Source organism: Arthrobacter sp. FB24, assembly GCF_000196235.1.
Lineage (GTDB): Bacteria > Actinomycetota > Actinomycetes > Actinomycetales > Micrococcaceae > Arthrobacter.
The window spans coordinates 4,652,455-4,667,322 of sequence record NC_008541.1 but is presented as its reverse complement, the minus strand read 5'-3'; the positions used below and the strand labels follow the sequence as shown (position 1 = coordinate 4,667,322).

Annotated in this window: 10 protein-coding genes; 9 read left to right on the top strand and 1 reads right to left on the bottom strand. The window is 66.4% G+C overall.

Features of this window, described 5'->3' with window-relative positions; translation table 11 throughout:
- Positions 1 to 141: 141 nt before the first annotated feature.
- Together ARTH_RS21030 and ARTH_RS21025 are read left to right on the top strand one after the other, a co-directional pair.
- Positions 142 to 1,947: an S-layer homology domain-containing protein gene (locus tag ARTH_RS21030; protein ID WP_011693966.1), complete on the top strand. Its 1,806-nt coding sequence runs from the start codon at positions 142 to 144 to the stop codon at positions 1,945 to 1,947.
- A gap of 31 nt (positions 1,948 to 1,978) precedes the next feature.
- The gene (locus ARTH_RS21025; RefSeq protein WP_011693965.1) at positions 1,979 to 3,661 is read left to right on the top strand and encodes an ABC-F family ATP-binding cassette domain-containing protein; all 1,683 of its coding nucleotides are present in this window, start codon (positions 1,979 to 1,981) and stop codon (positions 3,659 to 3,661) included.
- Between the two features lie 39 nt (positions 3,662 to 3,700).
- Here ARTH_RS21025 and ARTH_RS21020 read toward each other — a convergent pair whose 3' ends face one another.
- Positions 3,701 to 4,393 carry a GntR family transcriptional regulator gene (locus tag ARTH_RS21020; RefSeq protein ID WP_011693964.1) on the bottom strand — a complete coding sequence of 231 codons (693 nt, stop codon included), beginning with the start codon at positions 4,391 to 4,393 and terminating at the stop codon, positions 3,701 to 3,703.
- Positions 4,394 to 4,537: 144 nt separating this feature from the next.
- Between ARTH_RS21020 and ARTH_RS21015 the strand changes: the two genes are divergently transcribed.
- The 7 genes from ARTH_RS21015 (at position 4,538) to ARTH_RS20985 (ending at position 14,850) form a co-directional block, all read left to right on the top strand.
- Complete coding sequence (locus ARTH_RS21015) at positions 4,538 to 6,283, top strand: L-lactate permease (protein ID WP_011693963.1); 1,746 nt, start codon at positions 4,538 to 4,540, stop codon at positions 6,281 to 6,283.
- A complete protein-coding gene (locus tag ARTH_RS21010) occupies positions 6,283 to 9,108 on the top strand; it encodes an FAD-binding and (Fe-S)-binding domain-containing protein (protein WP_011693962.1) in 2,826 nt (941 codons plus the stop codon). The genes ARTH_RS21015 and ARTH_RS21010 overlap by 1 nt, the downstream gene beginning before the upstream one ends.
- Before the next feature lie 171 nt (positions 9,109 to 9,279).
- The gene (locus ARTH_RS21005; protein ID WP_011693961.1) at positions 9,280 to 10,050 is read left to right on the top strand and encodes a DeoR/GlpR family DNA-binding transcription regulator; all 771 of its coding nucleotides are present in this window, start codon (positions 9,280 to 9,282) and stop codon (positions 10,048 to 10,050) included.
- Positions 10,047 to 11,249, top strand: a complete 1,203-nt coding sequence (locus ARTH_RS21000) for an MFS transporter (protein WP_011693960.1) — start codon at positions 10,047 to 10,049, stop codon at positions 11,247 to 11,249. Before ARTH_RS21005 ends, ARTH_RS21000 begins: the two co-directional genes overlap by 4 nt.
- 66 nt (positions 11,250 to 11,315) lie before the next feature.
- Complete coding sequence (locus ARTH_RS20995) at positions 11,316 to 12,815, top strand: bifunctional phosphatase PAP2/diacylglycerol kinase family protein (RefSeq protein WP_011693959.1); 1,500 nt, start codon at positions 11,316 to 11,318, stop codon at positions 12,813 to 12,815.
- A gap of 160 nt (positions 12,816 to 12,975) precedes the next feature.
- Positions 12,976 to 13,920: an ABC transporter ATP-binding protein gene (locus ARTH_RS20990; RefSeq protein WP_011693958.1), complete on the top strand. Its 945-nt coding sequence runs from the start codon at positions 12,976 to 12,978 to the stop codon at positions 13,918 to 13,920.
- A gap of 3 nt (positions 13,921 to 13,923) precedes the next feature.
- Positions 13,924 to 14,850, top strand: coding sequence for an ABC transporter permease (locus tag ARTH_RS20985; RefSeq protein ID WP_011693957.1), 927 nt, complete (start codon positions 13,924 to 13,926; stop codon positions 14,848 to 14,850).
- Positions 14,851 to 14,868 lie beyond the last annotated feature (18 nt).

Below are 14,868 nucleotides of genomic sequence, written 5' to 3'. Positions count from 1 at the left end.
GCGCAGGTTCAGCGCAGTATTCCGTCAGGTTTTGGCGAGTGCACCCGGAAAGTAAGCAAACGGACCATATTCTGGGAGGGCTCGCCCCGCGGCGGCCTACTGAACTTGATTTCTGAACACGGAAAGAAGCACTGACGCCCGATGCAGCTCATTCACCGGACGGCCGCCGTCCTATCGGCCCTGCTCCTTTCCATGGCCTCGATCAACCTCGTGGCCCCGCCGGCGCAGGCAGCCCCGTCGGACCCTGCCGTACCCCCGGTGTCGTCGACTGCCGAGGGAACGCCGCATTCCGATCACACCTTCGAACCCGAGGCCCTCCGGGCCATCCGGGAGGCGGAAACTCCGCAGGGTGCTGCCAGCAGCCTGACCCGGGCCGGTGACATCCAAGTGACCCTGGTGACCGTCAAGCTCGCCGACAAAACGGCCGAACAGACAGCGGCCATCGACTTGAATGCCGCAAAAGCCGGGATCACTGCATCCAGCAACTTCTGGAAGACCATGTCGAACAACCGGCTTTCCATGTCCGTTGCTTCCACCCGGACCGGCGTTCCCTCCGCTGCAAAGTCCACGCAGACGTACTACGAGATCATGGACACCGTGACCCGCGAGTTGGGCTGGGTAAATGCGTCATACAAGGCACTCGTTGTGTTCGTGCCCGTGACTGAACTGTCGTGGGGTGCGCTGGGCGCAGGCTGGAGCGCCGGGAACCAGGGCGGGCGGATTTTGATGCCCTTGCCGAGCAACTTCACCAACAATGTTGTCGCCCACGAGTTTGGACACGTCCTGGGCCTCATGCACGCCGACAGCCTGCAGTGCCTCAGCGGCACGCCAGATGTCGGATCGGACCTCAACGGCAACTACACGGACAGCTCCTGCAGCGTCCGCGAGTATGGCGACACGATGGACCTCATGGGGGCATCACGCTGGTTTGAGCTGCCCACCATCAGCTCCAGCCACTGGGAAGCCGGCGGGTTCGGCCGAGGCGACGAAATCCGCAACACGGGTATTGCAGCCGGCAGCAAGAGCTACACCCTCAAGGCCTGGGCAGGCACCGAAGCCAATCGGGCACTGAAATTCACCGACCCCAAAAGCGGGGAAGTCTACTTCGTTGAGCTTCGGCTGCCCGTGGGCTACGACGCCCGGCTGGCCGTGAACGGCAACAAGGGCGTCAAGATCGTCCAGCGCGGCGGAGCCACAGCCGTCTCCTCATTGCTGCTGATGCCGTCCACGATTCCTTTCGACGGCTATTACGCGACGAACCATGCCTGGCAGGCGGGGAGCACGTTCGTGACCCATGCCGGCACCAGGGTCAGGATCGATTACGTGTCCGGGGACGCGGCGGGTGTCACCATCACGGCCCCCGAGCCCTTCACGGACATCAGCGGATCCGGCTTCCGTTCGGACATCATCTGGATGTACGACAGCGGGTTGAGCACCGGCTGGGGCGACGGAACCTACCGGCCCTACCAGGCGATCAGCCGCGAGGCCATGGCTGCCTTCATGTATCGGCTTGCAGGCAGCCCTGCCTACACTCCGCCGGCGAAGTCGCCGTTCACCGACGTGCCCACCGGAAGCCTTTTCTACAAGCAGATCGCCTGGCTCGAGGCGGAAGGGCTGGCCAACGGCTGGGAGGATGGCACGTTCCGTCCGGGGGCCTCGATGAGCCGTGAGGCCATGGCCGCCTTCATCTTCAGGTACAGCGGTGAATACTGCAGGCTGCCGGCCACGCTGGGTTACACCGAGCCCCTCGCTTCGCCGTTCAAGGACGTACCCGTGTCGGCTTCCTTCTATGGGGAAATCGCCTGGACAAGCCAGGCAGGAATCTCCAGGGGCTGGAGCGACGGGACATACCGGCCGCTGGAGCCGATCTCCCGCGAGGCCATGGCCGCCTTCATCCACCGTCTGGACAGTTTCCAGGACGCGAACGGAGGCTGCCGCCCCGTATAGCGGCTCTACGCGGCGTGGGAAGATTGAAAGCGTGGCTCATATTGACGTTTCCAATATCGATTACTTCCTCTCCGACGGCACGCAGCTGCTGAACGGGGTGACCTTCAAGGTTCCGGACGGCACCAAGACGGCTCTGATCGGACCCAACGGAACGGGCAAGACCACGCTTTTCCGTATCATTTCCGGCGACCTTGTGCCGGATGAAGGCGTGATCGGCCGGTCCGGGAACATGGGCATCATGCGCCAGTTCGTGGGCCAGGTCCGGGATGACTCCACAGTCCGCGACCTCCTCGTCTCCGCGGCGCCGCCCGCCCTGGCGGCCGCTGCCCGCGCCGTGGACGACGCCGAGCTGGCCATGATGGAGCACGACGACGAGCCCACCCAGATGCAGTACGCCCAGGCGATCGTGGACTGGGGGGACGCCGGCGGCTACGACGTCGAGACGGTCTGGGACGAGGTCTGCATGGCCGCGCTGGGACTTCCCTTCGACCGCGCGCAGCACCGCCCGGCGTCGAGCCTTTCCGGCGGCGAGCAAAAGCGGCTGGTGCTGGAAGCACTCTTTGCCGGTCCCGACGAGCTGCTGCTCCTCGATGAGCCGGATAACTACCTCGACGTCCCGGGCAAGCGCTGGCTCGAGGCCAAGCTGAACGAGTCCAAGAAGACCGTTTTCTTCATCAGCCACGACCGCGAACTGCTGAACAACGCCGCCGGCCGCATCGTGACGCTCGAACCGGGCATCAACGGGGCCGGAGCCTGGATCCACGGCGGCGGCTTCGGCTCCTACGTGGAGGCGCGGGCGGACCGCAACGCCCGCTTCGAAGAGTTGCGCAAACGCTGGGACGAGGAGCACGTGAAGCTCAAGGAACTCGTCAACATGTACAAGAACAAGGCGGCGTTCCGCTCAGACATGGCCAACCGGTATCACGCCGCCCAGACCCGGCTGGCGAAGTTCCTGGAAGCCGGGCCGCCCGAGGCCCTGCCCATCGAGCAGAACGTGCAGATGCGGCTCAAGGGCGGCCGCACGGCCAAGCGTGCGATCGTCGCGGAGAAGCTGGAACTCACCGGGCTGATGAAGCCGTTCTCCACCGAGGTCTGGTTCGGGGACCGCGTTGGCGTGCTCGGCTCCAACGGGTCCGGCAAGAGCCACTTCCTCCGCCTGCTCGCCACCGGGGGAACCGATCCCGAGCGGGAGCACCTGCCCGTGTCCGACGTCGAGATCGCCGAAGTGCCGCACGAAGGCACCGTGAAACTCGGCGCCCGCATCCGTCCCGGCTTCTTCGCCCAGACCCACGTCCGGCCGGACCTCCTGGGCAAGACCCTGCTGGAAATCCTGCACCGTGGGGACGAACACCGCTCCGGGCTCGGCCGTGAGGCAGCGGCCGGTGCACTGGACGGATACGGCCTGGCATCCCAGTCGGAGCAGAAGTACGAATCCCTGTCCGGCGGCCAGCAGGCCCGGTTCCAGATCCTGCTGCTGCAGCTCTCCGGCGCCACCCTGCTGCTACTCGATGAGCCCACGGACAACTTGGACCTGCACTCGGCCGAGGCGCTGGAACGCGCCATCGACCACTTTGAGGGGACCGTCCTGGCCGTGACGCACGACCGCTGGTTTGCCCGGACCTTCGACCGCTTCCTGGTGTTCGGTTCCGACGGCAGGGTTTACGAATCCGCGGAGCCGGTCTGGGACGAGAAGCGCGTGGAGCGAGCCCGCTAGCAAACGACTGGCTGGGTGCTGGCCTGGCGGGTGTGCCGGTTACTCCGGCAGCAGTTCGGAGCGTACCCCGGCTTCCGGGCCGGCAGTTCCTCCCATGGCGGCCACCAGCCGCTCCCGCGCCCGCCCGAGGTGCTCGTCGAGCAGTTCGGCTGCGGCGTCTCCCTGGCCCGCCTCAATGAGTTCGAGGATCTTCTGGTGTTCGGCCTGGATCAGGGCGGTATCCAGCAGGTGCAGGGACTGGATGCGGACCATGCACAGCCGCACCTCACCCACGAGCGAGCGGTACATCCTGCTGATCCGCTCGTTGCCGACGGCGTCAATCAGGCTGGTGTGGAACCGCATGTCTGGTTCGACGACGTCGAGCGGAGCGCCCGTCTGAACCGCAGCGATGTCGCGGTTGGCCTGCAGGGCCGCTTCCGGTACGTCCCTGGTGCGGGCGAGCCTGCGGAGCACTTCGCTTTCCAGATAGGCGCGCGCCAGGTAGATATCCCGCACCGAGTCCGGTCCGAGGTCCACCACCCGGGCGGTCTTGTGCGTCCCGCGCTCCAATAGTCCCTCTGCGACGAGCTTCTCGATGGAGGCCTTCGCCGTGGGACGTGCCACCTCATAGGACGAGGCGACCTCTGTCTCCGTGAGGGTCTGGCCGGAACCGAGATCACCGGCAAAGATCCGGCTCCGCAAATCCGCGGCGATCGCATCAACGATCGAGACTGCTGCAATTCGGCCGGCCACCGGAGCTCCATTCCCGCCAAGACTTTCTTGATTCATCTCAATCTTGCCAGACAAGTCAACAAGTCTCTCTTGACCATCATGTGTACTTGTTAGACAATCGTAAGGCGCCACGGTGTTGTGACGCCTAACACAATCTGGAGACACATGTTTCAGCAGATCCTCGATCCCATTGCCGGATCCCTAGTGATTTCAGCCCTCTGCGCGGCGCTTCCCCTCGTCCTGCTCTTCGTCCTCCTGGGCGTCTTCAAGGTCAAGGCACCGAAGGCGGCCCTGGCCAGCCTGGCGCTTTCCCTCGTCCTGGCCATCGTCGGCTGGCAGATGCCGGTCAACCAGGCCCTGAGCGCCACCGCAGCCGGCGTCTTCTACGGCCTGTTCCCCATCCTGTGGATCCTGGTCAACGCGCTGTGGATCTACCGGCTCACAGTGGCCACTCCCTGGTTCGAAGTGCTGGGCCGGACCATCCGCTCCATCTCGAACGACCTCCGCATCCTCTCCATCCTGATCGCCTTCTGCTTTGGCGCGCTGCTGGAATCCCTGGCTGGCTTCGGCGCACCCGTGGCAATCTCCGCGGCCATGCTGATGGCCGCCGGCATGAAGCCGTTGAAGTCGGCCGTGGTGTCGCTGCTGGCCAACACGGCTCCCGTCGCGTTTGGCGCCATGGCTGCGCCGATCATCGCCCTGAACGGCGTCACCGGCCTGCCGCTGCACGACCTCTCCTCGATGGCCGGACGCCAGACCCCGTTCATTGCGCTCATTGTGCCGCTGCTGCTGGTGTTTATCGTCGACGGCCGGCGCGGCGTGAAGCAGACCTGGCCCGTGGCCCTGGTGGCCGGCGTCGCCTTCGGCGCGGCCCAGTTCGTTACCTCCAACTTCTTCGCCGTGGAACTCACCGACGTCGTTGCCGCCGTCGTGACAGTGGCCGCCGTGCTGCTGATGCTGAAGGTCTGGCAGCCGAAGGAAGCCATCGGAATGAGCGGTGCCGTGGAAACCGCCCCGGAAGCTGCCCACGCCACCGCCGTCGTCGGGTCCGCTGCCGGTTCCCGCCGTAGCGGTTCCGGCGCCGGGCCGGCGGCCGGTTCCGGTGCCGGACACCCGGCAGCGACCGCAGCTTCAGGCACCACGGTGCCGACCGACAACTCCCGGCCGGAACCACGGCAGATCTGGATGGCGATCGCCCCATACCTGATCATCATCGCGGTGTTTTCGGTGGCCCAGATCCCGTTCGTCAAGACCTGGCTCGGTCAGGTGGGCAGCGTGACATTCGCCTGGCCCGGCCTGGACATTACCGATTCGGCCGGCAAACCGGTCGCGGCCACCAAATTCAAGCTTGACCACCTCAAGGCCACCGGCACGCTGCTGATGTTCTCCGGCCTGCTCACGATGGTGCTGTACAAGGTCACTGCATCACAGGGCCTGCGCATTTACCGGGACACGCTCGTGCAGCTGCGCTGGACAATCGTCACCGTCACCGCCGTCCTGGGGCTGTCCTTCGTGATGAACCTGTCCGGCCAGACCACCACCCTCGGCTTCGCGCTGGCCTCCGCGGGCGGCTTCTTCGCCATCCTCTCCCCGCTGATCGGCTGGATCGGCGTAGCCCTCACCGGCTCCGACACGTCCTCCAACTCGCTGTTCGGCCAGATGCAGGCCACCGCAGCGGCGCAGACCGGCCTGTCTCCGGTGCTGATGGCCGCCTCCAACTCCTCCGCCGGTGTGATGGGCAAGATGCTGTCGCTGCAGAACCTTGCCGTGGCCTCGGCGGCGGTGGGCCTTGACGGCGCCGAAGGGACCCTCTTCCGGAAGCTGCTCGGCTGGAGCCTCGGCCTGCTGGCGCTCATCACCGTGCTGATCTTCCTACAGTCCACCCCCGTGCTGGGCTGGATGGTCCCCTGATGGCTCCCCTGGACATGGCTGGCCTCCGCGCGGCGGTGAAAGATCCGGCCCAGGTGAAGACCCGGGCCATCGACCTGCACGCGAACGCCCATGACGCCTCGCATTTCCTGCTGATCCCGCAGGCTGTGGTCACGGCCGGCAGTGCCGCCGACGTGGGGGGACTACTGCGCGCCAGCGCCGCACAGGGCGTGCCGCTGACCCTCCGCTCCGGCGGCACCAGCCTGAGCGGCCAGGCGGTCACCGACGGCGTGCTGGTGGACGTCCGCCGCAACTTCAAGGACATTGAAGTGCTCGACGACGGCGCGCGGGTCCGCGTCCAGCCCGGCGTCACTGTCCGGGCGCTCAACGCGAGGCTGGCCCGCTACGGGCGGAAGTTCGGCCCGGATCCGGCCAGCGAGGCTGCCTGCACCATCGGCGGTGTGGTGGCCAACAATTCCTCGGGCATGAACTGCGGCACCGTGGACAACACCTACCGCACCCTGGAGTCGTTGACCGTGGTCCTGCCCTCCGGCACCGTGATCGACACCGGAGCGCCGGACGCGGACCGGAAACTCCGCGCCCTGGAACCGGAACTGTACGCAGGCCTGGCCCGGCTGGCGGAGCGCGTCAGGAACAATCCGGACTCCGTGCATAGGATCCGGCAACAGTTCTCCATGAAGAACACCATGGGCTACGGGCTGAACTCCCTGCTGGACTTCCAGACCCCGGTGGACATCATGACCCACCTGATCGTGGGCAGTGAAGGCACCCTGGGTTTCGTGGCAGAGGCTGTCTTCCGCACCATCCCGCGGCTCCAGCATGCCGCCGCGGGCCTGCTGGTGTTCCCCGACCTTGAGGCCGCCAACGCAGCCCTGCCGGCGCTCGTCGACACGGGAGCCGCCACTATCGAACTAATGGATGCGCTGTCACTCAAGGTGGGCCAGACGCTCAAGGGAACTCCCGCCGTCGTGCAGGACCTGGCGGTCCGGGAGCATGCCGCCCTGCTCGTGGAGTACTCCGCCGGCAGCGCCGGTGACCTGGCGGAACTCCAAGGCAACGGCGAGGGTGTGCTCCAGGGCCTCGGGCTGGCCGCACCTGCCCGGTTCACCGGCGACGGGCGGGAACGAGGACGGCTCTGGCACTTGCGCAAGGGCCTCTACGCCTCGGTTGCCGGAGCCCGTCCGCAGGGCACCACCGCGCTGCTGGAGGACATCGTCGTCCCTGTCCCGGTGCTGGGCCGGACGTGCCGGGAACTGATCCGGCTCTTCGACAAGTACAGCTACGGCAACAGCGTGATCTTCGGCCACGCCAAGGACGGCAACGTGCACTTCATGCTGACCGACGGCTTCGCCACAACGGCAGAACTGGACCGCTACAGCGCCTTCACCGAGGACATGGTGGACCTGGTCCTCGCCGAGGGCGGATCACTGAAGGCCGAGCACGGGACCGGGCGCGTCATGGCCCCCTACGTCCGCCGGCAGTACGGCGATGAGCTCTACGACGTCATGCGCAGCATCAAGCAGCTCTTCGACCCCGCCGGGATGCTCAACCCCGGCGTGCTGATGGATGAGGACCCGCTGGCGCACCTGCGGCATATCAAGACCGCACCGCCCGTCGCCGAGGAAGTGGACCGCTGCGTGTCCTGCGGCTACTGCGAACCGGTGTGCCCCAGCAAGGACATCACCCTCACGCCGCGGCAGCGGATCGTCACGCTGCGCGCCATCGAATCCGCGCGGCTGGCGGGGGACACGGCGCTGGTCAGGGAACTGGAGAAGGACTACGAGTACGAGTCCGTGGACACCTGCGCCGTGGACGGGATGTGCCAGACCGCCTGCCCGGTGGACATCAACACGGGATCACTTGTGAAGAAACTACGGAAGGACGACGCCGGCCCGCTCGCCAACGGGGCGTGGAACGCCGCCGCCAGGCACTGGGAAGGCGTCACCCGCGGCGCTGCCCTGGCGCTGACGGTGGTGGACAAGCTTCCGGCCGCCGCCATCACCCCGCCCAACAAGGCTGCCCGGGCAGTGCTCGGCAAAGACACCGTACCGCTGTATTCCGCCGAACTGCCGGGCGGCGGTTCAGTGCGGAAACGTCCGACGCCGACGGGCGAAGTTGACGCCGTCTACTTCCCGGCCTGCGTGGGAACCATGTTCGGACCCGCCGGCGCGGGGTCCGACGCACGGGGACGGGGCGTCCAATACAGCTTCGAGCAGTTGTGCGACCGGGCCGGACTCACCCTCCTCGTTCCGGAAGGCATCGACGGCCTGTGCTGCGGCACGCCCTGGTCCTCCAAGGGCATGGCCGCGGGCCAAACAACGATGCGGGAGAAGACCCTGGTCGCTCTCCGCGAAGCGACCCGGGACGGCGAGCTTCCGATCGTCTGCGATGCGTCCTCCTGCACCGAGGGCCTGCGCCAGGCGGTCGAGTCGGATTCACCCGCAGCCGGGCAGCGCGCCCTGCGCATGGTGGACGCGGTGGACTTCGCCGCGGAACGGATCCTCCCCCGGCTCCCCGGCCACGGAAAGCTGGAGTCGCTTGCCCTCCACCCCACTTGCTCGTCCACCCGGATGGGCCTCAACGGGGCACTGGGCGTCGTCGCCGGGGCTGTGGCCGAACGGGTCGAAATTCCGGAAAACTGGGGCTGCTGCGCGTTCGCCGGGGACCGGGGCATGCTGCACCCCGAACTGACGGCATCGGCCACCGCGAAACAGGCCGCGGAAGTGGCCGAGATGGGCGCCGCCGCCCACGCCTCATGCAACCGGACCTGCGAACTGGGCATGACGCGGGCAACGGGTGCCCAGTACAGGCACGTGCTGGAGCTGCTGGAGGAAGTCACCCGCTGAAGCTGAAGCCGGACGCTCTCTCACTTCCTGCACGTTTTCCGCCAACGCTCTCTCACCAGCGAGAGAGCGTTGGCGGTTTTGTTGCCGGAAGTGAGAGAGCGTTGGATCTCCGGAGCAGGTTATTCGCTCATAGATTCTGATTAAATGATCATTTTCAGTTAGCATTTGAACATGAAGACTGAAGAGCGGCACCGGTTGATCGGTGAGTTGCTGCGGAGCCGCGAAGAGGTGACCGTCGACGAGTTGATGGCGGAGTGCGGAGCGTCCGGGGCCACGATCCGCCGCGACCTGGATACGCTGGCAGTCCATGGCGTCCTCCGCCGGGTGCACGGCGGGGCCAAGAGCCTGGTGCTCCGCGGCGAGAACCCCGGGTACGGGCAGCGGGAGCTGGAAGGGCAGGATGCCAAGGCCCGGATTGCCGCCGGCGTTGCCGGCCTGCTGCAGGACCGCGAACACGTCTGGCTGGACAGCGGCACCACCGCAACCGAAATAGCCCGCCAGCTTCGGCATCGCGAACTGACGCTGATGCCCATGTCGCTGCCCGCCCTCAACGCTTTGACGGCGGAAGGCCAGGCCGGACATCATCCCGCCCTGCTGGTTCCGGGCGGAAGCCTGATTCCGGGAGAGCTGTGCTTCCGGGGCCCGCTCGCCGAGGCAAACATCCGCTCCCTCCGATTTGATACGGCCGTGGTGACGCCCTGCGCGGTCAACCTCAAAGACGGACTGCTGGCGCACGACCTCGACGACGCCGCCGTCAAGCGCGCCGGCCTGGAATCCGCTGGCCGGGTCATTGCCGCCTGCGCAGGCTCGAAATGGAACGCCGCCGCCGTGGCGCTCGTCGCCGCCCTGGACTCCGTGGACATCATTGTCACGGACAGGTCATTCAGCCCGCAGGAACTCACGCAACTTGGAAAACTCTCAGTGAAAGTAGTGAATGTATGAGCATCGCCGTCTCCACACAGAAGCTGAACGCTGCGGCAGCCGCCACGTTCCTGATCTTCGGGATCAACGGACTTGTGTTTGCCAGCTGGGCCGCCCGCATACCGGCCGTCACCGAAATCCTGCATGTCACCTCGGGACAAATGGGTACGTTGCTCCTTTGCACCGCGGTGGGTTCACTGATCGCCCTTCCTACCGCGGGATGGGTGGTGGGACGGATCGGAACCGCCAACACGGTCCGTGCCAGCGGACTCCTGGCAGCGGTGGCAGGCGTGGGCATCGCCCTCTCGCTGACGGCCGAATCGGTGCCCGGGACCGCGGTGGCGTTGTTCTTCTTTGGCATTGGCATCGGCTTGTGGGACGTTTCGCAGAACATCGAAGGGGCCGACGTCGAGCACCGGCTCAAGCGCACCATCATGCCTCAGTTCCACGCGGCTTTCAGCGGTGGCGCTTTCGTGGGCGCCCTGATCGGCGCTGGCCTCTCCGGTCTTGGAGTGGGACTGCCTGCCCACCTGCTGGTCATTGCCGCCGTCGTAGCAGTCCTGACCATGGTGGCGCCGCGCTACTTCCTGCCGCACATTGCCGCCGAGGTCCCCGCCAGCGGCGAATCAGCCGCACCCAAGGATGCATCCGCATGGCGGGACAGCCGCACGCTGCTGATCGGCATTGTGGTCCTCGGTGCCACCCTGACCGAAGGTGCGGGAAACGACTGGATCGCCAAAGCCTCCGTGGACGGTCTGGGTACCAGCGAATCCACCGGCGCGCTGATGTTTGCGGTTTTCGTCCTGGCCATGACGGCCATGCGGTTCTGCGGCGGGTTCGTGATCGACAAGTACGGCCGTGTCGCCGTGCTGCGCGCCAGCATGGCCGCGGCCGCCGCGGGTCTTGGCCTCTTTGTGCTGGCGGGCAACGTGTGGCTGGCCACGGCCGGGGCCGCGCTGTGGGGAGTCGGCGCGGCACTGGCCTTCCCGATGGGCATGTCCGCCGCAGCCGACGATCCGAAGAAAGCTGCCGCCCGGGTGTCGGTGGTTTCCACACTGGGCTATATCTCCTTCCTGGCGGGGCCGCCGCTCCTCGGCTACCTCGGTGACCTCACCGGCATCCACCTCGCCCTGCTCGCCATCATGGTGCCCATCCTGGTGGCGCTCCTCCTGGCCGGAGCGGCCAAGCCCTTGCCCGGTGCGCCAATCCGCAACGAGTAGTACCGGCCATACGCGCCAGCCGCAGCCAAACCCCGGCAACCGCCGTGTCGGCGGTAGGGTGGGGAAATGCGAAGGATGCTGAGGAAAGGCCCGGGCCTGGTGGCCGGACTGGACCGGACATTACTCAAAGCCGTGTCCAACCTGCCGGGCGGAAACCATGATGTCCTGTTCCGCCGGCTCTCGGCGGCCGCGAACCATGGAAAGTTGTGGGTTGCGGTGGCCGGAGGGCTGGCCCTCATACCCGGCAGGCCCCGCCGTGCGGCCTTGCACGGGCTGATTGCCCAGGGCGTGGCATCGGCCGTCACCAACGTGGTGTTCAAAACGCTCCTTCCCCGGGCCCGGCCACTGCCTGAGCATCTTCCCGTGTTCCGGTTCGTCAACCCTCAACCCACCAGCTCTTCGATGCCATCAGGCCATTCCGCGTCCGCCGCGGCTTTTGCCGTGGGGGTGGGGCTGGTGCAGCCGGCCATTGGCGTAGCGCTGGCACCCCTGGCCGCCGGCGTTGCATATTCCCGGGTCCACACCGGCGCCCACTGGCCTTCGGATGTACTGTTCGGGTCGGCACTGGGAGCCGGAGCGGCCATGATCACCCGTAAGTGGTGGCCCGTGCGGCCGCCCTTCCCGGAAACCGCCCGCACCCCCGCCCACGCGGCCACATTGCCCGGCGGCGAAGGCCTTAGCATCGCGGTCAACACGCTGGGCGGTTCATATGCGCCGGAAACCATAAAGGCATTGCAGGATGTATTCCCATCAGCGCATATACATGAGATTGACGAGGACGGGGACGTCGCCGCAGAGATCAGGGCGGTGGCCGACCGGCCCGGAGTAAAGGCGCTCGGCGTCTGGGGCGGTGACGGAACGGTTGGCACCGCGGCTGCAGTCGCGGTCGAACTTTCCCTGCCCTTGCTGGTGCTCCCCGGCGGGACGCTCAACCACTTTGCCCGCGACGCCGGAACCTCCACCCTCGAGGACGCCGTGGAGGCGGCTTCGGCCGGTGCGGCTGCCCGGGCGGATGTGGGGCACGTCCGGGTGGAACGGGGGCTCGCCGGAAGCCCCGAAAGGCTGGAACGGACCATGCTCAACACGGCGAGCATTGGCCTCTACCCCAACCTGGTACGCCGGCGGGAACAGCTCCGGCCGGCCCTCGGCAAACCGCTGGCCGGAGTGGCCGCAATGTTCCGGACGTTCGCGGCCGGCACGCCGACCACCATGATTGTGAACGGCGTCCGCCACAAGCTATGGATTCTTTACGTCGGCCGGGGCCGCTACTACCCCCGCGACCATGCACCGCTGGTGCGGCCGGTGATGGACGACGGCGTCCTGGACCTGCGGATGATCACTGCCGATGAGTCGTTCGCACGGATCCGGCTCCTGTGGTCCGTCCTGACGGGCACGGTGGCCACGTCCAAGATCACGCACTTGAGTGAGTCCACGAAGGTGACGGTGGAAGCAGCGGGGTCGCCCATGGCGCTGGCCGTGGACGGGGAAGCCATGCCGGGCGTGCGCCGCGTTGAGTTTTCGGTGCTCCCCGGAGCGCTGACCTACTACTCCCCGACACCGGCGTAGGCCGCCTGGTGGTCATCCCTTGGGACTACCCTGATTCCACCCTGAATCATCCCTGAGACCGGCGAAAAGGGAACCCTGCGTCTGTAGCGTGGAGGGTACGAACGGAGCTGCGACGAGCAGAGCCGTCACCGCATCCACAGCTACGCAAAGGAACGCTTCCATGATTGAAGCAAGAGGCCTGTCCAAGGTCTACGGCGAGAAAACCGCCGTGGGCGGAGTGGATTTCACGGTCCAGGCGGGCCGGGTGACCGGCTTCCTGGGCCCCAACGGAGCCGGCAAATCCACCACGATGAGAATGATCATGGGACTGGACTCGCCGACGTCGGGCTCGGTCACCGTCAACGGGGTCCCGTTCACCAAGCACGCGGCTCCCCTCCGTGAAGTGGGAGCCCTGCTGGACGCCAAGGCCGTTCACACCGGCCGTTCGGCCTACAACCACCTGCTGGCCATGGCCGCGACGCACAGCATTCCCAAAAAGCGCGTCAACGAGGTCATCGAAATGACCGGCCTGGCCGATGTCGCCAAAAAGAAAGTCAAAGGATTCTCGCTGGGCATGGGACAGCGGCTGGGCATTGCCGCCGCATTGCTGGGGGATCCGCAGACCATCATCCTGGATGAGCCGGTCAACGGGCTGGACCCCGAAGGCGTGGTGTGGGTCCGTAACCTGGTGAAATACCTGGCCTCGGAAGGACGGACGGTCTTCCTGTCCAGCCACCTCATGAGCGAAATGGCCGTGACGGCGGACCACCTGATCGTGATCGGCCGCGGAAAGATCATCGCGGACGCCCCCATCAAGGACATCATCACGGGGAAGGGTGCGAGCCGCACCCGCGTCCGCACCGATGAGCCGGACCAGCTGATGCACCTCCTTGCCGGAACCGGGGTTTCGGTAGAGGCACAGGACCACGAACTGCTGGAGGTCAAGGGCCTGGATCCGCGCCAGATCGCCCGCGCAGCCCTCGACAACCACGTCATGATCTACGAACTCACCCCGCTCCAGGCAAGCCTCGAAGAGGCCTATATGGAGCTGACCAAGGATGAGGTCGAATACCACTCGCTCATCACCACGGGTGCCACGGCTCCCATGCAGACCGGAGGGAAGTAAGCCATGGGCTCTACGACTTTGGAACCAAACCCCTCCGGCCGCAGGGCGGAGGGCGGAGCAGGACCCCAGGCCGGCGGTCCCGCCGGGCAGCCCGCCCGCCCGGCCGGCAATTCGGCATCCCCGGGCCCCGGCCCCAGTTTCCTGCGGGTGCTGAACTCGGAATTCATCAAGTTCCGCACCCTGTTGTCCACGCTGATCCTGCTTGGCTCCACAATGCTGGTGATGGTGGGCTTCGGTGCCCTGGCGGCGTGGTCCACCGGCCAGTTCCGCGAGCAGATGGCATCGGACCCGGAAGCCGCGGCCCAGATGGCGGCCCAGGGCGGGGACATCGCGGTGAGTGCCCCGACGTCGGGCATTGCATTTGCCCAGCTGATCCTCGGATCCCTCGGCGTGCTGCTGATGAGCTCCGAGTTCACCACGGGAATGGCGCGTTCCACGTTCGCAGCCGTGCCGAAGCGGACGCCCGCCTTCGTGGCGAAATTCCTTGTGGTGGTAGTGGTGTCCTTCGTCCTGACAGGGGTCTCGACACTGCTGGCGGGCCTGGTGTCCGTCCCGATCCTGGACAACTACGGCCTGAGCCTGGACCTTGCCAGCTCCCAGTCGGTCAAGCTCCTGCTCGTCAACAGCCTCTACGTGGCGGCGGTGGCCTCCATCGGCATGTCGCTGGGCAGCATCATCCGTAATTCCGCGGGGGGCATCATGAGCCTGGTGGGCCTGTTCTTCGTGGCTCCCATCGCCTTCCAGCTCATTCCCGGCGACTTCTTCGAGGAAGCCCGAAAGTACCTTCCCGGCAACACAGTGACGCCCCTGACTGCAGTGGAACACATGGACGGAACCCTCGAGGTCTGGCAGGCGGCCCTGGTGCTGGGCGCGTGGGTGGTCATCCCGGCAGCCCTGGCCATGGTTCTGCTCAAGAAGCGGGACGTTTGAGCGGAAAGGGCGGCCGGG